23 protein-coding genes are annotated in these 21379 nt (G+C 58.3%); 18 read left to right on the top strand and 5 right to left on the bottom strand.

What is annotated here, in order from left to right:
- The first annotated feature begins 42 nt into the window (after positions 1-42).
- The 12 genes from ACQK2L_RS23960 to ACQK2L_RS23905 all read left to right on the top strand — a co-directional run bounded on the left by ACQK2L_RS23960 (position 43) and on the right by ACQK2L_RS23905 (position 9747).
- Complete coding sequence (locus ACQK2L_RS23960) at positions 43-234, top strand: hypothetical protein (RefSeq protein WP_425399571.1); 192 nt, start codon at positions 43-45, stop codon at positions 232-234.
- Between the two features lie 99 nt (positions 235-333).
- Complete coding sequence (locus tag ACQK2L_RS23955; protein WP_425399570.1) at positions 334-972, top strand: recombinase family protein; 639 nt, start codon at positions 334-336, stop codon at positions 970-972.
- An 82-nt stretch (positions 973-1054) separates the two neighbouring features.
- A complete protein-coding gene (locus ACQK2L_RS23950; protein ID WP_425399569.1) occupies positions 1055-1447 on the top strand; it encodes a hypothetical protein in 393 nt (130 codons plus the stop codon).
- Positions 1444-2883, top strand: coding sequence for a hypothetical protein (locus tag ACQK2L_RS23945; RefSeq protein WP_425399568.1), 1440 nt, complete (start codon positions 1444-1446; stop codon positions 2881-2883). Before ACQK2L_RS23950 ends, ACQK2L_RS23945 begins: the two co-directional genes overlap by 4 nt.
- Complete coding sequence (locus ACQK2L_RS23940; protein WP_425399567.1) at positions 2884-3645, top strand: hypothetical protein; 762 nt, start codon at positions 2884-2886, stop codon at positions 3643-3645.
- An 18-nt stretch (positions 3646-3663) separates the two neighbouring features.
- Positions 3664-3906 (top strand): hypothetical protein, encoded by a 243-nt coding sequence (locus tag ACQK2L_RS23935; protein ID WP_425399566.1) that lies wholly within the window; start codon positions 3664-3666, stop codon positions 3904-3906.
- Positions 3881-4378 carry a hypothetical protein gene (locus ACQK2L_RS23930; protein WP_425399565.1) on the top strand — a complete coding sequence of 166 codons (498 nt, stop codon included), beginning with the start codon at positions 3881-3883 and terminating at the stop codon, positions 4376-4378. Before ACQK2L_RS23935 ends, ACQK2L_RS23930 begins: the two co-directional genes overlap by 26 nt.
- A gap of 98 nt (positions 4379-4476) precedes the next feature.
- Entirely contained in the window at positions 4477-4749 is a 273-nt protein-coding gene (locus ACQK2L_RS23925; protein WP_425399564.1) for a hypothetical protein, read from the top strand.
- A gap of 107 nt (positions 4750-4856) precedes the next feature.
- Positions 4857-6908, top strand: a complete 2052-nt coding sequence (locus ACQK2L_RS23920) for a recombinase family protein (RefSeq protein WP_425399563.1) — start codon at positions 4857-4859, stop codon at positions 6906-6908.
- Positions 6909-7176: 268 nt separating this feature from the next.
- On the top strand, positions 7177-7635 hold the full coding sequence (ndk, locus tag ACQK2L_RS23915) for a nucleoside-diphosphate kinase (RefSeq protein ID WP_425399562.1): 459 nt from the start codon (positions 7177-7179) through the stop codon (positions 7633-7635).
- A 232-nt stretch (positions 7636-7867) separates the two neighbouring features.
- Positions 7868-8284, top strand: coding sequence for a VOC family protein (locus ACQK2L_RS23910; protein ID WP_425399561.1), 417 nt, complete (start codon positions 7868-7870; stop codon positions 8282-8284).
- Positions 8285-8361: 77 nt separating this feature from the next.
- On the top strand, positions 8362-9747 hold the full coding sequence (locus tag ACQK2L_RS23905; RefSeq protein WP_425399560.1) for a serine hydrolase: 1386 nt from the start codon (positions 8362-8364) through the stop codon (positions 9745-9747).
- A gap of 8 nt (positions 9748-9755) precedes the next feature.
- Here the strand turns inward: ACQK2L_RS23905 and ACQK2L_RS23900 are convergent, their stop codons facing one another.
- Complete coding sequence (locus ACQK2L_RS23900; RefSeq protein WP_425399559.1) at positions 9756-11795, bottom strand: sigma 54-interacting transcriptional regulator; 2040 nt, start codon at positions 11793-11795, stop codon at positions 9756-9758.
- Between the two features lie 410 nt (positions 11796-12205).
- Here ACQK2L_RS23900 and ACQK2L_RS23895 point away from each other — a divergent pair, with 410 nt between their 5' ends.
- Together ACQK2L_RS23895 and ACQK2L_RS23890 are read left to right on the top strand one after the other, a co-directional pair.
- Positions 12206-13558, top strand: coding sequence for a DUF1598 domain-containing protein (locus ACQK2L_RS23895; protein ID WP_425399558.1), 1353 nt, complete (start codon positions 12206-12208; stop codon positions 13556-13558).
- Positions 13559-13669: 111 nt separating this feature from the next.
- A complete protein-coding gene (locus ACQK2L_RS23890; protein ID WP_425399557.1) occupies positions 13670-14209 on the top strand; it encodes a hypothetical protein in 540 nt (179 codons plus the stop codon).
- Between the two features lie 56 nt (positions 14210-14265).
- Here the strand turns inward: ACQK2L_RS23890 and ACQK2L_RS23885 are convergent, their stop codons facing one another.
- Complete coding sequence (locus ACQK2L_RS23885; protein ID WP_425399556.1) at positions 14266-14673, bottom strand: hypothetical protein; 408 nt, start codon at positions 14671-14673, stop codon at positions 14266-14268.
- A gap of 203 nt (positions 14674-14876) precedes the next feature.
- Positions 14877-15086, bottom strand: coding sequence for a PEP-CTERM sorting domain-containing protein (locus ACQK2L_RS23880; protein ID WP_425399555.1), 210 nt, complete (start codon positions 15084-15086; stop codon positions 14877-14879).
- Between the two features lie 275 nt (positions 15087-15361).
- Between ACQK2L_RS23880 and ACQK2L_RS23875 the strand changes: the two genes are divergently transcribed.
- The 3 genes from ACQK2L_RS23875 (at position 15362) to ACQK2L_RS23865 (ending at position 18389) form a co-directional block, all read left to right on the top strand.
- Complete coding sequence (locus tag ACQK2L_RS23875) at positions 15362-15625, top strand: response regulator transcription factor (protein ID WP_425399554.1); 264 nt, start codon at positions 15362-15364, stop codon at positions 15623-15625.
- Between the two features lie 228 nt (positions 15626-15853).
- A complete protein-coding gene (locus ACQK2L_RS23870) occupies positions 15854-17362 on the top strand; it encodes an arylsulfatase (protein ID WP_425401123.1) in 1509 nt (502 codons plus the stop codon).
- A 142-nt stretch (positions 17363-17504) separates the two neighbouring features.
- Positions 17505-18389 (top strand): polyphosphate kinase 2 family protein, encoded by an 885-nt coding sequence (locus ACQK2L_RS23865; protein WP_425399553.1) that lies wholly within the window; start codon positions 17505-17507, stop codon positions 18387-18389.
- A gap of 21 nt (positions 18390-18410) precedes the next feature.
- Here ACQK2L_RS23865 and ACQK2L_RS23860 read toward each other — a convergent pair whose 3' ends face one another.
- On the bottom strand, positions 18411-19064 hold the full coding sequence (locus ACQK2L_RS23860; protein ID WP_425399552.1) for a PEP-CTERM sorting domain-containing protein: 654 nt from the start codon (positions 19062-19064) through the stop codon (positions 18411-18413).
- Positions 19065-19642: 578 nt separating this feature from the next.
- The gene (locus ACQK2L_RS23855) at positions 19643-20113 is read right to left on the bottom strand and encodes a hypothetical protein (protein WP_425399551.1); all 471 of its coding nucleotides are present in this window, start codon (positions 20111-20113) and stop codon (positions 19643-19645) included.
- Between the two features lie 379 nt (positions 20114-20492).
- On the opposite strand from ACQK2L_RS23855, the gene ACQK2L_RS23850 reads away from it, so the two are divergent.
- Positions 20493-21365: a hypothetical protein gene (locus tag ACQK2L_RS23850; RefSeq protein ID WP_425399550.1), complete on the top strand. Its 873-nt coding sequence runs from the start codon at positions 20493-20495 to the stop codon at positions 21363-21365.
- Positions 21366-21379: the final 14 nt, after the last annotated feature.

Below are 21379 nucleotides of genomic sequence, written 5' to 3'. Positions count from 1 at the left end.
TAGTGTAAGAACACTACCCCCCATTCACACGAGGAACTTGCAATGACCATCGATCGAGGCAGCCCCGAAGGCAACGTGTTCTTCATCCTGGGCGTATTTCGTCGCCTGATGACCGAACAGGGACGCGACGAAGAGTGGCCTGACCTCCTGGAGGATGCGACAAGCGGCGACTACGCCCACACCTGCGAGGTCGTCGAACGCGAATCCCACGGAATGATCACTTTCATCGATTGAACCCCTGCACCGCCTCCTCCTGTGTCGTTCGTACAAGCCGGGTGATTTGACGGCTTGACGCTCAACAGCGCGGGAGACCCAACCACAGGAGCCCCTGCGATGCCAAAACGAAAGCAGCACATTGCGATTTACACTCGCGTCAGTAGCGACCAGCAGAAACACGATTCCCAGCTAGCCGACCTCAAGGTCTGGGCGTCCCAACAATCAGAGCCAGTCGTGTGGTACCGCGACGTGGTCAGCGGCAAGACGAAACCCAATGAGCGCCCCGGCTGGGCGAAGCTCGATCTTGCCATGCAGCAAGGAAAGGTGTCAACGATCGTCGTTTGGAGAATCGATCGCCTTGGTCGCAAGCTGGTGAGCCTGTCAAAGCTGTTTGCAGATCTCATTGACCGCGGTATTGGCTTGGTCAGCCTCAAGGACGGACTCGACCTGACAACGCCCGCAGGGCGGCTCATGGCTGGTGTGCTCGCATCGGTCGCACAATTCGAGCGCGAGGTGTCGTTGGAGCGCCAACGCAACGGCATCAAGGCAGCTCGCGACGCCAATGGCGGCACCTGTCCGTGGGGTGGCTCGGAGAAGGGTCGTCGTCACAAGAGGATCAAGAAGGCTGAACGCAAAGTGCTAGAACTGTTCGAGAAAGGTGTTCCCATATCGGGCATCGCCAGGTCCGAGGGACTTTCACGCACAACGATCTACAAGCTTCTTGCGGCGAACCGGGAACCCGTTGGTGGCCAATAGTCCGTTGCATTTACCCACCTTCCGAGTAAGCGATAAAACAAAAAACATCAATGCACGGTTTGCGAAACCCACTACCTACCAGATGCCGACAAATCAGCCGACAACACGAGCCGGACGACGAGCAAAGAACAAGGCCACGGTGCCCGATCGCTTTGTCCCCAAGTTCTACGACCAAGCGGATCAGCGGCAATCGATGATCCGTGAGATCAAACGCCGCATTAAGCGATTGATTGATGAGACGGGAGCTGACACCTACGCCAAGGAGAAACTTTGCGAGCGAGCGATCCACATGGCACTGCTGATCGAGCGGATGGAACTTCAGCAGGCAGAGGGCGAGTTCATCGACCCGGTGGTGTTCTCCCGACTGGTCGCAGCAGAACAAAAGATATGGTCGCAACTGGGCATCGAACCGATTGACGACGATTCGGACGACACTGACGACTTGGCCAACTACGTGAAGAGTTCCAGAAAGTGAACATCATTGAAGCCATCCACGACGAGAATCTGTTTCGTCGGTTCCTCGACGATGGTGGCGACCTCTCTAGTTGGTCAGGTTGGCTCACTACCCTGCGAGCCGTATACGGATTGCCAATTCGTTCCCGGACCGGTCGTCAGGTCATCAAAGATGTTGCCGATCGCGACGCTTCACAACTGCCAGAGAGTGTTTTTCATCAGTCGCTATTCTTGACTGGTCGTCGATCCGGCAAGTCACGTATTGCATCGGTCGTGGCTGGCTACGAATCGCTGATCGCTGGCCACGAAAAGAAACTGCATCGCGGCGAACAAGGTGTGGTCGCTGTGATTTCACCGACACGCGGGCAATCGAAGATAGTAAAGGACTACATCGATGCCATCTTGCAGTCGACGCCATTGCTCCGGAAGCAGGTTGTTCGCACCACCAAGAACGAAATTGAACTGCAAAATGGAATCAGCATTCTCATTTTGGCTGGTGACTACCGCATGGTGCGAGGTTTCAGTTTGATCGCTGCCATTGTCGACGAAGTTGCATTCTTCGGCTGCAGCGATGAATCGAGGGTGAAGAGTGACACGGAACTGGTGCGAGCGATCTTGCCTGGGTTGTCGACCACAGGCGGACGCCTGATCGCAATTAGCAGTCCCTTTGCCAAGCGTGGATGGGCCTTCAGTCAGTGGCAAAAGTGTTTTGGCAACAATCTTGCTTCCACACTTGTGGTGAACGCCCCTAGTCGCTCGTTAAATCCGACTCTGCCCCAGTCGATTGTCGACGCAGCCCTAGCTGAGGACCTAGCGTCTGCCAAGTCCGAGTACCTCGGCGAGTTCCGCGACGATGTTGCCGCTTTCGTCAGTCGCGAAATTGTTGAAGCCTGTGTGGTCGCAGGTCGCACTGAATTGCAGCCGACTGACCGAAAGTACTATGGATTCGTGGACATCTCGGGCGGTCGTCACGATGACGCCACGCTGGCCATCGCTCATCGTCGTCGCCACCACACTGTCATCGACCGGTTGGCTGTGTGGCGACCTCCGTTCAATCCGTACCACGTCATTCGTGAGATGGGCGAAGAACTACGACGGTACGGTGTGAGCAACGTGACTGGCGATGCCTACTCAGCCGAATTCGTCGAGCAGGCGTTCAAGTCGCACGGTGTTCGCTACCACAAATGCAAGTTCGCTAAGTCGCAACTCTACATCGAGTTGCTACCGCTGTTATCGGCAAAGCGGATCGAACTGCCTGACATATCACGTCTCGTCGATCAGCTGTCGTTCCTAGAACGTCGTGCTCGGTCAGGCAGCCGCGATATAGTCGACCACGCAACAGGAAACCACGACGATCTTGCCAATGCGATTGCGGGAGCTGCGTGGCTCTGCGGCAAGCGTAGAACGAAGGTTGGTGCACTTCAATCGCACTCATCTGTCATGTTGAGGAGTTTCTAAATGCTTAACGTCACGATGCGTCTCCACCTGGAACAGCAAGTCGCCAAGTTCGACGCACAGAATGGGGGCGATCCTGTCTACAAAGACGGAAAACTTATCTTTGAAAACGGTGCCTGGCGCGACGAGGCACTAGGTGGTCGAATTTGCGGCCCCGATCCTAACCCAAAGGTGCGAGTTCAAGCGGCCGTTCGTTACTGGAAGCTGAAAGGACATTATCGTCCACCCGAGGGATTTGAAGAGCGAATCGGTTCCGCAGATTCCTACACTTCTGTACCACCGTTGCCATCGCGGCATGAACAGCTCTCTTTGGTCGCTGCCCAGTTCGACAAGGAGCATGGCGAGCCGGTCGAATTCAAGGGCAAGTTGTACTACGAGGATGGTAGCCAACGTGACAAGAATCCCGCTGGTGTAAGTGTCGCTAACCAGCCCCGCGATAATATCGACCGCCAACGTATAGCGTTGCATTACTGGCGACTTCGGTTGCGTGTGGCAGAGCAGAAGTTCGAGAAGTCAAGGACAGCGATTGAGAAGCAGATTGAGGATGCAAAGAAACTCAATCGGTCACCCAATGTAGACGAGCAACTGCAGACACTCGAACAGCTTCGCCTGGAGGTCGTGAAAGCACGCCAAGGGCTGGAGAAGTACGATCCCGCTGCGAACGACCAACCCCCAACTCGGTCTAAGCGAGACCGCGAGCGGGAAGCAGAGTTGTCCCAAGAGATCGAGGAGGCGGAACGTCAACTCGAAAAATTGAACATCTAACGAAAGGAGTGTTTCGCCATGTTGAGCGAGAAAGCAGTTTTGGCGTTGAACGAGTACGAAGCGGCGATGAAGTCATCCGGCGATGGACCACAACACAGCACCGTGCTCTATGTCACTCACGAGGCATGCAATTGCAACCAAAAGCAAGAAGCTCTCGGAGTGCCGACGGCATCGGACTTTGGGTGGCCTACCGATGTCACTCAGAATGACCAACTTGGGATAGGACTACCCGACTATGACTGGGAAGGTAAGAACGCTTGAAGGTCGTCCGCACTACGTGTTCCCTGCGACCTTGCTGGTCGTAGGTGAACACGAGGGCAATAACGGCCTGATTGAATACAGCTACAACGAACTGGCTGCCACGGCTTCGCTGTGGAATGGCGTGCCGATCTTACTGGAACACCCACCCATGGGGCCTGCGGGCACACCCCAGGTACACGACAGCCAACGTGTCGGCACGGTGTTCAATGCTGCAATGAATGGCCACGCGTTAAACGCGGAGGCGTGGCTCGACATTCAGCGGCTCGAAGCCATCGCACCTAACGTGCTGCAGGCGATTGGTAGTAGTCAGACCGTTGAGGTTAGCACTGGACTGTATATCTCCGACAGCAGCACACGCAATTCGACTGGTGCAATTGTCGGACGTGGTTTGCTACCAAACCACTTGGCGTTGTTGCCTCATACGGAAGGTGCTTGTTCGATCAGAGCTGGATGTGGAATGCGAACAGTATAGGGTCGGTGACGCCGGGGCTAGGTCTGTGCAACCGACCGAACGGTCGAGCTCGCGTTTCCTCGACTTGCCCCGGACGTCACCTTTAACTGGTACCAACGATGTTTCGACTACGTGTGACCATCCCGAAGCTGGGCGAAACGTTTGGACTACTGTACCTCGACGATGGTTCGTGGCGAGGACGCCCACGGATGTTGCGTGAGGTACAGCGATTGGCTGGTTGTGATGGAAAATTCAAACCGATGACGCCGAAACAAGCGGCAGCAGCAGAGTATGTCACGTACCGATTGCTCCGCGACTGCAAGCACATAGAGATTGAGTTGATACACGGTGCCCCACAAGGTTACGACACCTTCGGGTTCCATAGGCGATGAGGGCGACGCGTCGGGATTGATCCCCCGGCGTAGCAGTATTTTCGTAGCCTCAGCTGCGTGTCGCCCTCGTTTACTTACACTTTGGCTACGAAATGAGGCTATGAACTATGGCTCGTCGCAACGTGGTTTGGGTTCGGAAGTCGACCGACGCTCAGGAAGACAAAGCACAGGTTAGCAATATCAAGAAGATGCTCGCGGAACAGGGCATTGAGGAACCACATAGCGTTCATTGGTTCCATACGACCGCATCCCGTCGCGTGGTTCGTAACGATTCTGAGTTTAAGCGTTTGCTCGCGCTCGTCGAGCAGGATCAAATCGGTATCATCTTCGTGGAGAAAGCTAATCGCTTCGGGCAAACGGACTCATCTAATTGGTTTGGTGTCATCGGCATCCTGCGTGACCACGATACAGAACTGTGGGATCTCGACGAGCGAAAAGAACTAACATCTGACGACATCGGCACCGAGATTACCGGACTTGTGGGTGCCCACACGAACAAAAAGCAACTTGAAGACACCGCGACATTCGCGACACGAACCAAAGTCGATAATTTCAAGACGGTTGGTTCGTGGCCGACGGGGTGTCACCCCTTCGGATACGGCAAAGTGTACTTCGTCAACGCTCAACTGCGATGGGAGTTTCATCCTTCCTCAAGAACGATCGGGCGTGTCTACCTAGCAAACGCCAACGGTAAGCTGACGGAGAGTGCCGAGGACACGAAGATCCCACCGCGTGCTAAGAAAGAACGCGGCATCACCAAGTTGATACCGCACCGCGATAAGCAGTACGTCAAATCGGTCAAACTCATCTTCGATTGGTTCACCCGGGCAGGACTGTCCCGTCGCGCCATCGCAAAGCGTCTGAACGATGAAGGACGGCAGTACTACGCGAAGCCGTTCACGCCTGCACTGGTTCGCGAGATCCTGCTCAATCCCGCTTACGCCGGCGATACTCACTTTGGTAAGACTCAAAGCGGCGTCTACTGTTCGTTCGATAAGGATGGGAACCTACTCAAGTTCAAAGATCGGAAACGCCAGGACACTGCTCGCAACAAGGCGATACCTCGCGACGAATCCGAACGCATGGTCATGCCGGACACCCACAAACCTCTGATCGACCGCAAGACGTGGGAACTTGCACAGGCGAAGATCACGAGCGAACAATCCGACCGCAAGCAACAACGCACTAGCTTCGCGCCGAGGAACCCGAATTACTATTTGAAACAGTTGCTGGTGTGCGGTCATTGCGGGAAAGGCATGATCGGGCGTACCGAAAACGGGAATAAGGTTGTCTATGTCTGTTCCAGCTACGTCAACGCCCGCACGGTCGGCAATCCCCAGGAATGTGGATACCATCGTATCGCCCACGACGATGCTGAGCGAATGTTGCTCACCAAAGCTGCCGAGCTGGGTATCCCCGTCAACGTGCCCGAGGGTATCGAAACGCCCGAAAGCACAACACTCCGTCTTGAGCATCTACAGGACGCCAGCGACGAGGCCCTCGAACAAATGGCCGCCGCAGTCAAGGACGGTACGATCGCGCTGACTGCGTATTTCAAGGAGCATTACGACCTGACGAGCAAGGAGCTATCGGAAATCAAACGCTGTGCCGACGAGTTCTACAATGCGGGCGAACTGTCCCGTCGCTACCGTGACAAACTGCCCGTCGAATTCCGCGACTTCAAAAAGGCGATTGCCGACTGCGAATGCAACGCCATTGCCAAGGCGACGAAACAAGTTGAAGGCCTCAAGGACAAGCACACCAAGTATACGATTGCCAAAGCCGACGCCAGCGACCGACAACGAGTCGTGCTGTCTGCGGAACTTGAGAAGATCGAAGCCGAACTAGATAAGTGGGAATCGCGTACGATGCCCCTCAGCGACAAGATCAGGGCGATTCACGACGCGGACGACTCACGCATTGCCGAATACGGTGACTTGCTCGTCGATTGGCCGAACATGGAAGCGCGAGCGAAGGGCGAAGCGTTGCGGCGACTGTTCGAGAAGTTGATACTGTATTGGAATCGCGAATGGCACGCCGCCGAGGCTAAGCCATCGCGACCACGCAAGACGGATCGTCCCGGTCGCTGGACCTACACGATTGACGCAGAGCGAATCGAGTGGGGATTGCAGGACATCAATTTGAAGGGGTGTGCGTAAAAAGCTGCACGCAATCGCAGCCCGCCTTTTCAGCGGCTTCGACGGCCTTGTAGTAGCCGCCGGCGATTGACATGTGGGCGCCGAGGATGGGCATAGTGGTGGACCGAGTCTCAATGAAGTGGAAAGGGTCTGAGTTGGGCCAAATGACGAAGGGCCAAATGACCAACAGGGTATGGGCTGCGAGGCCCGTTGAACCTGGGCCGTGCGCGACGTAAAATCGCGGTTTTCCCACCCTACACCATTCCTACTCGTACGAGAACATCCCGCCATGGAGCGCACACTTATTCTGCTGAAGCCCGACTGTGTTCAACGCCGCCTGATGGGCAGCATCATTTCGCGGTTCGAGGACAAGGGACTCTCGTTTGTCGGCATGAAGCTGATGCAGGTCACGCCGGATCTGGCGAAGCAGCATTACGCCGAGCATGTGGAGAAGGCGTGGTACCCGACGCTCGAGTCGTTCATCACCGGCGGTCCCATCATGGCGGCCGTACTCGAGGGACTGGAAGCGATTACCGTGGTCCGCGAGATGCTCGGCGCCACCAGCGGTTTGAAGGCCGCGCCCGGCACTATCCGTGGCGACTACAGCAGCAGCCGACAGATGAACCTGGTGCACGGCTCCGACGGCCCCGAAGCGGCCGAGCGCGAAATCGCCCTGTACTTCAAGGCCGATGAGTTGGTGGACAACACGCCGACCATCGCGCCGTGGCTGCGGGCTGCGGACGAGTAGCCATTGAAACGCGGAGAACAGATTCAACACCGTGTCCCACACTCCGTTATTTGAAGCAGTGCCGATTGAGTACGCTTGCAAATGGCTTGCGTGAGACTTTGACGAGACGAAGACACTTGCTGCTGCCGAGCCCTAAGCGGAGACCATGTGCCTCGCGGAATCGCGAGGCGAGTTACGTCCAGTGTTGGTCAGAGCGCCCAACATGCAAACCCCATTTCGTTGGTAGCCTCTTATGAATCCCTTCCACTTGGCAGTACCGGTTTCTGACTTGGCGGCGGCTCGGCAGTTCTATGGCGAACTGCTTGGCTGCGCTGAAGGCCGCAGCGCCGAGGCGTGGGTCGACTTTAATCTGTACGGGCACCAGTTCGTCGTGCATTACGTGCCCGGCTACGAGGCGGCGCGGTACCATAATCCGGTGGACGGCGATAAAGTGCCGGTTCCGCATTTCGGCGTGGTGCTGTCGCCCAGCGACTGGAGCGCGCTGGCCGAGCGTGTTGCGACCGCCGGTGTGGAGTTTGTCATCGAGCCCCACACCCGCTTCGCCGGTGAGCCGGGCGAGCAGTCGACGATGTTCTTTTACGATCCCAGCGGCAACGCCCTGGAGTTCAAGGCGTTTGCCGATATGGAGCGGCAGTTGTTCGCCAAGTAAACTTCTTGCAGGCTCCAATATCGCCATTTTCGTGGCGAAGTAGACTCCAACGTCCTCAATGCGAAGGAGTGGAAACGATGAGTATTGCGCGCATCGCCGGCCCGTTGGTCGTCTTGCTGCTCGTGTCTTTAACCACGTCGTCAGTGCTCGCCGATGACTTGGCCGATCGCGTCAATCGCTTGGCGCAGCCTTATGTCGACAGCGGCGTCGTGGTGGGGATGACGGTCGGCGTAGTCCACAATGACGAAACCGTGGTGCTCGGCTATGGCCGCATGGCCAGTGACGGCGACCAAACGCCTGACGGCGATACGCTCTACGAGATCGGCTCGATCACCAAGGTGTTCACGGGCATCCTGCTCGCCGACGCGGTCGAGCAGGGGCGCGTGAAGCTCGTCCAACCCGCCGGAGAGTTGCTGCCCGATGGCGTGACCATGCCGGCCCGTGGCGACCACCAGATACTGCTGCGGCACCTGGCGACGCACAGTTCCGGGTTGCCGCGAATTCCGTTCAATATGCCCCGCCAGGATCCGACGAATCCCTACGCCGACTACACGGTCGAGCAGTTACACGACTTTTTGGGTCGCTACCGTTTGTATCGGGAACCGGGCGAGCGGGCCGAGTACTCCAACCTCGGGATGGGACTACTCGGCCACCTGCTGGCGCTGGAGGCCGAGAAGTCGTACGAGGAATTGCTGCAGGATCGAATCGCCGGGCCGCTGGGCTTGAGCGATACGCGCATCACCTTGAGCGAAGACCAGAAGTCGCGCCTTGCCCAGCCACACAACGCCGACGGAGACGCGGCGACCAATTGGGACTTGCCCACACTGGCGGGAGCAGGGGGGATTCGAAGTACGGCCAGCGACATGCTGAAGCTGGCCTCGGCCGCGCTGTCGCCACCGGAAGGTGAGATCGGCGAGGCCCTCGAGCTTTCGTGGAAAGAACATCAACCGCCACTGAGCGCCGGCGACTTCAGCATGGGGCTCGCTTGGCACATCGCCCGCGATGGAACCACGCGTTGGCACAACGGTCAGACGGGCGGGTACCACTCGGCGATGTTCGTCAATCGCGATATAAACGCCGCGGTTGTGGTGCTTTCCAACACCGCGACGGGTGAACTCGATGTGTTAGCCGAGCAGACGATTCAGATGCTCGCGGGGGTGAAGGTCGAACCGCGCAAGTTCGAAAAGCCGATTCAGGTCGATCAAGCGGTGCTCGATCGGTACGTGGGCAGATACCAGCTAGCGCCGGTGTTCGCGCTCGACGTAACGAGCGACGACGGCAAGCTGTACGTGCAAGGCACCGGCCAAGGCAAGGCGCGAGTGCATCCGCGCAGCGAAACCGAGTGGTTCTACAAAGTGGTGGACGCCAAAATCGTGTTCGAGGTCGACGACGAAGGGAACTGCACGTCGCTTACATTGCACCAGAATGGCCTCAAACTCCCGGCCAAGCGAATCGAAGAGTAACAACCGCGTTACTTGGCGGTCTGACGACGGTCGAGCAGTTCGTACCGCTGAATCTTGCGGTCGAGAGTCGATCGCTCGATGCCCAGGATCGACGCGGCTTTGCTCTTGTTCCAACCCGTGGATTCGAGCGTGAGCAGAATATGCTGCTGCTCCATCTCGGCCAGCGAGCAGGGCGTGAAGTCGTCGCCCGAGTGACTGGCGCTGCCGCCGGTTTCGGTATCGCCCGCCGTTTTCAGCGTGGAGAGGATTAGGTCGTCGTGGTCGATGAACTCGCCCCGCGCCAGCACCACCGCCCGCTCAATCACGTTCTTCATCTCCCGCACGTTGCCGGGCCAGCGGTACTGTTGTAGCTCTTCGAGTGCCCGCGGAGTAAAATCGCGAATCTTGCGGCCCGTCTCGGCGTTGTAGCGATGCAGGAAGTACTTGGCCAACTCGGGAATGTCTTCGGGCCGCTTGCGAAGCGCGGGGACCACGATCTCCAGCACGTGCAAACGGAAGTAGAGGTCGCGGCGGAAGCGCCCTTCGGAAACTTCCTTTTCCAAGTCGCGATTCGTCGCGGCGATCACCCGCACGTCGGCCTTGATGGCTTCGGCGCCGCCGACCCGCTCGAAAGGATGCCCTTCGAGGACGCGAAGGAACTTGGCCTGGATGGTGGGGCTCATCTCGCCGATCTCGTCGAGCATCAGCGTGCCTTTGTTCGCTTGCTCGAACTTACCGACCTTGCGATGCGTGGCGCCGGTGAACGCGCCCTTCTCGTGTCCGAACAGTTCGCTCTCGAGCAGCGTCTCGGAGAGCGCCGCGCAGTTCAGGCACACAAACGGGCCTTTCTTGCGGGGGCTCGAGAAGTGTACCGCTCGGGCGACCAGTTCCTTGCCCACACCGCTCTCGCCGCGGATCAACACGGTAGCGCGGCTCGGCGCGGCGCGGCCGATTTGTTGGGCGACGCGATGCATGGCTTCGCTGCCGCCGACGATTTCGCTCTGCACGCCCAGTTGTTCGCGCAGTTGGACGTTCTCGTCCCGCATCAAGTTCAGATTCTCGGCCAACTCTTGTCGGCGGTCGAGGTTTTGCAGCGTCATCGACACGGTGTCGGCCACCGCCAGCGAGAACTCCAGATCGTCGGGATCTAGCGGCCGCGCGGCGTCGGTGGAGTACAGATGCAGAATGCCCTGCACCTTGCCGTCTTGCCGGATCGGCGCGCAGATCACGCTGGTGGCCAGGATGTCGCCACTGGAGTCGCGTGCGCCGAGTTGGCTGTCGTCCATCACGTTCCGCGCCAGCACGCCTTGGCCATCGCGCATCACGGTCGAAGCGAGGAACTGGCTCACGCGGTGGTACTTGTGCGCTGATTCGCTGCGCGAGGCGATTACCTCCAGCGTTTCGAGCGTCCGACCGCCTTGTGCGTCGCGACCGCGGAGCAGCAGTCCGCCGGCGTCGATTTGGGTGCTCTCGAACAGTGCGCCCAGCGCGCTGTTGGCCAGCGAGACAACGTCGGTGGTCTTGGCCAACTCAAACGCCAGGCGGCACAGCTTGGCGGCCGCGCGGCCCACTTTGGGCGTGGCGACCTCGTCCTCGCCTTCGCCGGGGGGCGGGGCTTCGAGGAACCGACTCTGCCCGCGGCGGTGGGTGATCTGCGTGGGCTCGACCGGTTCGAACACGCTCTCGTCATCGTCCGGGTCGAGCACATCCAACTCGTCGCCGATCGGGTGCGACTTGCGGAGCACGCTGGTGGGATCGGGAAACGCGTGCGACAGGTTGTCGACGAATGCCAGGTGCGAGTTGCCGATGCGAATGATGTCGCCGGGCTCAAGGTGGTAGTCGACCTTGATTGCGGATCCGTCGACCTGGGTGCCGTTGCGGCTATCCAGATCGCGGAGGGTCCATTGGTGCTGGACCTGGAAGATTTCGGCGTGATTCCGGCTACACCGCTCGTCTTTGACGACGATCGCATTGGTGGGCGCCCGACCGATGGTCACCGACTCGCCCTCGACCAGACGAAAAACGTCGGTCCACTTGGAGCCTTCGCGAATAACCAGGTAGGCGGTCATCGAATAGTTCGTTTGATTCCTGCGATTCGGGAGCCGGGCTTCGGCAACGGGGCTGGGCTGCCGCGGCCCCCCGTTTGCCGCCAACCCTTTCAGCCTATTCTCATCATACCCAAGTGAGCAAGCCTGAAGTACGGAAATGGGCTGATAGACAGAACTTACGTAGAATTGGTGTTGCCCATTTTCGGCGTTTGAGGGGAGAATCGGTTGAGCGGACGCAGGGCACCGTCCAGGAGTCGGTTGTCCGCTTGGTGCAGAACGAAACTTGTTGCGAGCTACCAACTTAGCAGTTATTGTAGATGGGCTGACGCGACAACCAGCGCCAGTAGGGCACTGCCCGCCTCAGCACCCCATATTCAACCCCACCAGACCGTCGCAGTCGCGGCCGCCTGTGAGACCCCGGAGAGAATGAGATGCGATTCATGCCGCGATTCAGCCTGCTGGCCCTGGCCATAGCTGCTGTGCTGTTAGCTCAGCACCCGACACTTGCGGGAGGATTTATCCGCAGCAACGCCGTGGGAGGCGTCAGCATCGATCCCGAGGGCGTGTTGTCGAACCCCGAGATCGGCGATCCTCAGCAACTGGAGGCCGCCTGGAAAAATGGCCTCGACGCCGTGCCGGGTGACTTGGCGAAAAAGAGCGACTTGCGCTTCATCTCACTTCGCCAGATTGAAGCGATCATCGCCGAGAAGAGCGAAGCCGGCTTGCCAGTGCCCGATGAAGTGATGCTGATGGGCGGTCTGCAGCGTGTGCAGTACGTGCTGGTCTATCCCGAAATCGGCGACATCGTGTTGGCCGGGCCCGCCGAAGGTTGGCGTGTCGACGCGCTGGGCACCGTGGTGGGCGAAACCTCCGGTCGTCCGGTCGTGGCGCTCGACGACTTCATGGTGGCGCTGCGTGCCGCGATGGCGCAACCCGGAGCCGGCATGAGTTGCTCGATCAATCCCACGCAGCAGGGAATGGCCAACTACCAAAAGGTCCAGCGGCGACTTACCGCGAACATGTCGCCCCAGCGCGCCGCCAAGGCCATTGCCGACGCCATGGGCTATCAGACCATCACCGTAACCGGAGTGCCCGACAGCTCGCACTTCGCCCGCACGCTGGTGGCTGCCGACTTTCGCATGAAGCGGCTGGCTATGGGATTCGACCCCTCGCCGGTGAAGGACATGCCCAACTACCTGGATATCGTGGGCAAAGAGCGAAAGCGCGTGACGAAAAATCTGACGCCGCGTTGGTGGCTGGCGACCGATTACCAGCCGCTGCTACGTGACGAAGCTGGCTTGGCGTGGGAGCTTCGCGGTCAAGGCGTGAAGTGCATGACCGAGGAAGACCACTTCAACGCCCAAGGCGAAAAGACCGGCAGCAGCAAGGCCGGCCCTGCGGCACAGCAGTGGGCCGATTCGTTCACGGCGAATTTTGAGGAGTTGGCCGACAAGGACTCGTCGTTCGGTAGCCTTCGTAACGCGATGGATCTGGCCGTGATCACCACGCTGATTGTGCACGAAGGCCTGGCCGAGCAGGTCGGGCTGGAGATGCCTTGGCTGGCTGGCAAGTTTGAGGTCGACCAGTTCGCGGCTCCCAAGCAGGTGTCGACGCAAACCACGCTGATCCGCTCTGGCGGCCAAATGCTGGTGAGCGCGTCGGGCGGTGTGCAGATCCTGCCGGGTGAGATTCTCTCGCACAGCGAAAGCACGGAAAAGATCGCCGCTGCCTCCCAAGGTAACCGCGTCGCCAGCGAAAAGCAGTGGTGGTGGGACGCGAAATAAGGCAACTAGGCTGATAGAGTCGAATCGGTGCGTTGGGTTTGGCCCACGCACCGAGAACTCGTTTCGCGTCCCAAGAATCCGCACGCCGGAAACCGCTTGGGAACTCTACGCATGCACGCAGCCACGCCAGCTGTTGGCGAAAACCTGCTGAAACAGCCGGTCGACTACGAGTGGACCCGCACGCCACGGGGAGCGTGGCGGCGATTCATGTACTCCGATGGATCGATGTTCGCGGAATACACTTCCACGGTGTGCTTCGGCCGTTTGCCGCTGGTGCACATCACTTGGGGCAAGTGCCCCGAAACCGGCAGACGCATCCACGCTGTGGGAATTCTGGCCATTGGTCGCCGCGCGACGGGGGTGCTGGCTATCGGTCAGATGGCCGTTGGCCTAGTGGCGATTGGGCAGCTAGCTCTGGGTGTTGGCTTCGGGTTCGGGCAAGCCGCTACCGGATGTTTGGCTGTAGGCCAGGCGGCCATGGCCGCAGCGTTTGGCGTGGGCCAGTTTGTCTACAGCGGATACGCGGCCGTGGCCCAAATGGGCATCGGCGAGTACGTCGTCGCCCAATACGGATTGGGGTCGCACGTGATCGACATGCGGGGCGTCGACCCGGTGGCCAAAGACTTCTTTCTCAGCTGGCTCAGCCAGTAACCTGGCGGCGTAACTTCCAAAACCCGGCCACCAGGACCAGACCTGCTCGCCTGGACTCAGGCTGGTGCCGAAGAAGCTCCGGTGTTGCCTCGGAAGCAGGCGCCGCACTCGTAGCACACGTCGTTGAGTTTGGTGGAGTGGAGCGACTTGATCTTCAGCACACGCAAACTGGGCAGTACCACCTCGGCGGTCTCGCCAGGGCGGACTTCAATGGGCGAGTAGAATCCGATGCCGGAGCGCGAGAGGTCGCGCGAGAGAATGCCGAACAGGGTCTCGCCACACAGCAGAATGCAGCGAGTTTGCCACTTGTACCAATCGAAGGAATGGAGGGCTGTGTGGATTTTAGGCGGTGATTTGGCGTGGGGAGAGTGTAACTCCATGGTGGGGGGAAGCTGGACCGTGGAGTGCGCTTGCTTCCACAGCGCATCGACGATGATTTGGGACGAAGTTTGGGCAGTCGACATCCGGCGCTCCAGCGGCCAACGGCATCAGGTTTCTGCCTGTGACGTACGCTTGCATTGTCCCCGCAACATTCTGCAATCAATTCGTCCATCCTGCGGTGAATACTCCATGAATTCTCGAAACCTCGCGACCTGCAATGCTCCGTCATCGACCGATTAGGGTAAATGGCCGGGTGGGCGACAACTTGCGGGCGTGAGGGAGAGTTTCACATTGATAGGAAAGCATGACGTTTTCGCTGCACGAGGGAGGTCGCCGCGATCCTCACGGTCGCCAGCAGCAGTAGACTGCTTGCTGGCTCGGGAACTTGAACCAGGGGCGAGCCGGTGTGCGAGCCGACGGTAAAGCGAGCGCGTTGCAAAAGTACTGGATCTCGCGAATGTCGAGCGTCAGGTCGCTGGTTCCGAGCTTGCAGCATAGCGCGGCAGATTGTCTGACGAATTCGATCGTCAGCCCTACCCCGGGATGAAATAGCGCAACCACCGTCTACCACTATCCGGAAACGTGTTCCGGAGCACTTCATGTAAGTTCCTGAGAGCAGAACGCTCTCGTGTCAGGCTAATGGGCGTCGTGCGTGGTTCGCCGTGGTGGTTTACCGACAACCGGGGCGAGGTTTCTGACCCACCCAACCGAGGGGTTGCGGTGAGCCGCACCGGGTTGCCGAAGTGAAATTTTAGTGTAAAACCGCCAACCATGGCAATCGAACTCACAAATCGCGAACGGGAAGTAGTCCGACTCATCAGTCTGGGCTGCAGTAATAAAGAAGTCGCCCGCATCCTGGGCCTCGCCGTGTCGACCGTCGACACGCACCGGACCAACGCCATGACGAAGCTTGGCGTTCGTAAGGTGGCCTTGCTGACGCGGATGGCGATCAAGCACCGGATCACCAAGTCGACGGAAACGCTGACGCCGGCCGAAAAACGGAAGGCTCGTCGAAAAAAGGACGGGTGGAGTTAGCCTTCCTCGCCGTTCTGGGCTGTTCGGACGTCCGAGAATTCGTCGAATTCGGGGCAGGATTTCATTGCCCCTCGCGATAGAGCCCCTACACTTAATCGGGTAGGATCGGCTGTATGGGTCGTTCTTCGGGAACAGTGGCCACACGTTTCTCGTTCCGTGGCCAACCAGCTTGATAGTAATCGGGGAGGTGTTTCTATGCTTTGTCTCAGACGTTTTTCTGTTCTGGCGATGTGTCTGCTGGTCGCAGGCGTCGCAACTGCCCAGGATAAGCCGAATATTCTCGTTATCTGGGGCGACGACATTGGGCAGACCAATGTTTCGGCCTACACGATGGGACTGGTCGGCTATCGCACGCCGAACATCGATCGCATTGCCAACGAGGGCATGATCTTCACCGACTACTACGCCGAGCAAAGCTGTACGGCCGGCCGGTCGACCTTCATCACTGGCCAGTGCACCTACCGCACCGGTTTGTCGAAAGTGGGGCTTCCCGGCGCGGACCTTGGTTTGCAGGCAGAGGATCCCACCATCGCCGAGTTGCTCAAGCCGCACGGCTACGCCACTGGCCAGTTTGGTAAGAATCACCTGGGCGACAAAGACGAGTTCCTGCCCACGGCTCACGGGTTCGATGAATTCTTCGGTAACCTGTACCACTTGAACGCCGAAGAGGAGCCAGAGAACCGCAACTATCCCCGCGACCCCGCGTTCCGCAAGAAGTTTGGTCCGCGTGGCGTGATTCACAGCTATGCCGATGGGCGGATCGAAGACACCGGCCCGCTCACCAAAAAACGGATGGAGACCGTGGACGACGAAACTTCGGATGCGGCCGTCGACTTCATGGAGCGACAGGTCAAAGCCAAGAAGCCGTTCTTCTGCTGGTTCAATTCCACACGGATGCACGCTCGCACCCACGTCCGCGAAGAACATCGTGACGAGCCCGGTCTGACGTCGCGCACCGAGTACGCCGATGGCATGATCGAGCACGACAACCACGTCGGTAAGTTGCTCGACAAGCTTGAGGAACTCGGCATCGACGAAAACACGATCGTGCTGTACTCGACCGACAACGGCCCGCACAAGAACACCTGGCCCGATGCCGGCTTGAGCCCCTTCCGGAACGAGAAGAACTCGAACTGGGAAGGCGCGTTCCGCGTGCCGTGCGTGATCCGCTGGCCGGGCAAGATCAAGCCGGGGAGCGTATCCAACGGCATCGTCAGCGGTCTCGATTGGTTGCCTACCTTCTTGGCGGCGGTGGGCGAAGACGACATTAAGGAAAAGCTCCTTAAGGGGCACGAAGCCGGCGGCAAGACTTACAAGGTGCACCTCGATGGCTACAACCTGTTGCCGTACCTGACAGGCGAGGCGGACGAGTCGCCTCGTAAGGACTTCTTCTACTTCAACGACGATGGCCAGATGGTCGGCATGCGGTTTGAGAATTGGAAGCTGGTATTTCTGGAGCAACGTGTGAGAGGGACGCTCCAAGTCTGGGCCGAACCATTCACACCACTTCGCCTGCCCAAGATGTTCGACCTGCGTGCTGATCCCTACGAGCAGGCCGACATCACTTCCAATACCTACTACGACTGGTTGTTCGAGCATGCATTCCTGTTGGTGCCGGCTCAGCAGTACGCAGGCAAGTTCCTGGAGACCTTCAAGGAATATCCGCCTCGCCAGGAGCCAGCGAGCTTCAACTTGGACGAAGTTATGAAGAAGCTGCAGGAGGCTGGCAACAACTAATTGCGGTAATGCAATTTGAGACAACGCTTGCAGTTGACTCGCCAATTGGGACAACCCCACTACACATCGACCGTGCTCGGCCCTATGCTCGACATAGTAAGGCCGGGCACGGTCGTCTGTTTTTTGGGCCAAGGGTTTCATCATGCATATCGCTATCGACCCCAAAGACTTCCGCGTGACCGGCGAGGGCAAGTTCAAGCTCAAGAAGCACGACACCAAAATAGAGGACCTTTACAAGGACAAACGCAACTACCGCGACATGCTCGATGAGTGCAAGGAGGGAATCAACGAGCTGCAGCGGATGATGTACGCCCACGATCGATACAGCTTGCTGCTGGTGTTTCAGGCGATGGACGCGGCCGGCAAGGATGGCACCATTCGGCACATTATGTCGGGCGTCAACGTGCACGGCATCTCCGTGCATGCGTTCAAGCAACCCAGCGCCGAAGAACTCGACCACGACTTCCTGTGGCGCACCAACAAGGCGCTGCCTCAACGCGGCCGCATCGGCATCTTCAATCGTTCCTATTACGAAGAAGTGCTGGTGGTGAAGGTGCATCCCGAGATCATCCTCAAGTCGCAAAAGCTACCGGCCGAGTGCACCCGTGACTTGGATAAGTTCTGGGAGCATCGGTACGAGTCGATCCGCGACAAGGAGAGGCAGTTGTGGCGTTCGGGCACCCGGGTGATCAAGTTCTTTCTCAACTTGTCGCGCGACGAACAGCGCGACCGCTTCATCGCCCGCATCGACGAACCGGAAAAGAACTGGAAGTTCAGCGAGGGTGACGTCTCTGAGAGGCAACATTGGGACGCCTACCAGAAGGCCTACGAGGAAGCCATCAACGCCACGGCCGCCAAGCACGCCCCGTGGTACGTGATCCCGGCCGACGACAAACGGAACATGCGCCTGATCGTGGCGCAAGTCGTGCTCGAAGAACTCAAGTCGCTCGACATGCACTACCCCGAAGTCTCCGACGCCCGCCGCGCGGAACTGCAAGTTTACCGCAAGCGGTTGGAGAACGACTGAACGCGACCGCTCGTATTGTGGCTAGCGAAGTGGGAAGCCGGACCGTTGCCATCCCCAACGTCCCAAGCCACCCAGTAGACCTATACCAGCCAGCCAGATCGCACCTGGCTCGGGTATGCGAGTGAACCCGGTAATCCTAAACTCCAAGGGCTCGCTCTCGCCTGCAAAAACTACGGTACCCGAGTAGACTCCCAAGGGACTAACAAACTCCTGCTGGAGCTCCGTGCTTGCGAGTTGGTTGGAAAGGTAGACAAATCGCAGGAGGAATTCCTCTACAGGTGGGGTGCCGGGAACTTGTACCGTGTTTCCCAGATCATTGACAGTAACTTGAGTAGAAACGATATCCGAGGTCAGATTGTCATTGATGGTGAACTCTGAAGTACTGGACTGCATGTGAAACTGCAGAGCTTCGCGAACTTGGAACTCCAGCTGCAATAGCGGATACATCGCAAGTCCAGGTCGCGACAGGTGAGGGGGGCTTCCCAGCACCACCGACCCCTCGATGGTCTCAAAAGGATCAAGCACACCTTGTAGACTTGCAGGAATGCTCTGTAAGGACCCTTGAAATTCATACTGCGAATTGGTTGCCAGCGTCGCGGAATCGGCTGGAGATATCAGTGCAACCGACGCGAGGGGCAATAGCAGTAGGCTGGCGTAGACTCGTCTTCCGAACATTGGCTCACTCCCAGGAATTCAGGACACACCCGAAATGGCATAGACCATAGATCGATAGTGTATTCGGATGTTATTGCACTATCATGAAGATTATTCGATAAAGTCAAATCCAGCCTTGAGCATTCGCAAACTAATCGGAAGACGTAGGCAGACGTGCTGGGGAAACGCGCGTCGGCGGAAGCGGACGCCGTGGGGAGAATTATCCCATCGCGAGAAATCGAAGGGGCGAAACTCCCGGCGGTTCAGAATCGCGTCCGTTGCTGTAAGGTGATATCACCATACCGTTTACAGCGTGCCGTCAGGGCCGACTCGAAGGAGTTTTGGGCCCATGAATCGATTTTTGGGGGGGGCAAAACGGACAAAAATCCACGCCGCAAGCGGGAGGATGAAGTTGGCCTGCTACTCGGGCTCTGCTTCGGTTGCCGGTCGGTGCCGGTGGAGAGTTCACCGGGCGCGGGCCACGTGTGAGGTACCGCGTCGCCGAATTCCATGTCCTCGCCCGTGCCGACGACGAACCAGACGGCGGTGGATTGGGGCGGAATCAGACCTGGGGCGGAACGTTCCCCAAATCACTCATTTCAATTCCCACGTTTGCGACCTGGTTTGCGTTTCGTCGATCGATCCTGCTTCTGAAGTTCCGCCACTCGGCGTTGCAGTTGCTTGTTTTCCTTCTTCAGTCGCTCGATCTCGCGCTGCTGCAACTCGTAAATCTGTGCTTGCTGCTGTTGGATAAGTTCGGTCTGCTGGCCAATGGTGCGAAACGCGCCCTGATAGCCGAGCGGATCAAACCCGCTGCTCATCCTCGCCAGCCCGTCGACCAAGGCAACCGACACCCGCTCGAGCGAATCGCCAAATCGTTCGAGCGACGCCGAAGCTTTTACCAGATTCTCCGTGTTCTCCGTCAGATTGGCGGTGCTAAATAGACTGAAGGAGCCGCTTGTGGCGGCCGCGGAATCATCAACGGGCTCGTGGCTCGCGGCATCCGGCGTTTGGGCCAAGAGGCTTGAAGCCAGTATCCACGACAGGACAGCAAGAGTGACGCGGTTCATGGGGGGACTTTCAAGAGAAGTGGGACATCGAGGAGATTGGCTGTGTACTATTGTATCCAGAGCTCCGATGCCGAGGGGCGAATATCATGTCGTTGTGGTTTCCTTACACTCCCTGTGCTACAAAGAAGCCCCCGGCGAGTTCGGTACATTTAGTAGGTGGGCATTGGAGTATTGTCCCAGGTGCTCGAAATCGAAGGGGCATAATCGCGGAGGTCGAGAACGCACTCGACGCCGTAAGGTGCTCTTGTCAAACGGTTTGCAGCTTGCCGTCGGAGCCACCGCGTGGGAGTTTTGGGCCAATGAGCCGTTTCGCGGGGCAATACCCATGTTCGCTGGAGCGAACCAACATGGGCATAACCAACTAACCTGGGGGCGAGTGATGATTAGACTGCCTAACTCTCGGCGTAATGTACTTCCCAGAGCCCAGCGGATCGCTGCAGGATTCGGCCTTGCGGTGATGTTGATTGCCTGCAGCGGTTGTTACTTGATCGATGTGAAGTACCCGACGTTTTCGCCCACCGAAGGGAAATCGTCCGACACGGTGATCGGCCGCTACCAGATCGAGCCGATGAACGTGATTTCGGAAGAGGAGTTCCGGCAGGCGAAGGCGAGCGAGCAATCGATTGCCGACCTAACGCGGTACTTCCTCGGCAGGTTAATCGAACACCGAAAAGGTGCCGTGCTGCGGTTTCACCCAGCCGACGACCGCGTGCCACAGGGTTGCCTGCTGCTGGCTGAGGAGCCAAACGAGTCCGGACCGCCAGTGAGCGAAGACATGGCGAAGTTCCGCGCGGTCGTGTTTGTCGACTCATTCGATGGTGGCCTATTGCTGCAGATGCCATACGCCAATCCCAAGGAGAAGCCAGCAACTGTTGTGGAGATTGTAGACGCCGAGAAGGAAGAGGAGGAGCCAACAGAGGAAGAGGAATACGACAACATCCAGAACATGTTCTGGTCGGCAGAGCGAGAGTGGGATCCGAAGTTGGTCAGTTACAACGTGTTGAAGCTCACTCCGGTAAAGGATGGCTTCGAAGTGCGAGTGCTCGACTACGAGTTCGTATCCACGGCGACCAAAGAAGACAAGCTTGCTGGTCACGACCCCGATCAGGAAGCGAACATCGGCCACGTGTATGTCGTGGACGCGAAGCCGAAAGCTTGGCGGAAGTTTGTCGCCGAGAACTTCGACGGCAAACTCTTTGATCCGACGCCGGTGATGAAGTTGAAGAAGTTGAATGCGGCAGCGCCCCAGTGAGGGGGTGAATCAAC

Source organism: Aeoliella sp. (assembly GCF_965227375.1).
Taxonomy (GTDB): domain Bacteria; phylum Planctomycetota; class Planctomycetia; order Pirellulales; family Lacipirellulaceae; genus Aeoliella.
The sequence above is the reverse complement of the archived record's forward strand: the minus strand, read 5'-3'. Positions and strand labels throughout refer to the sequence as shown.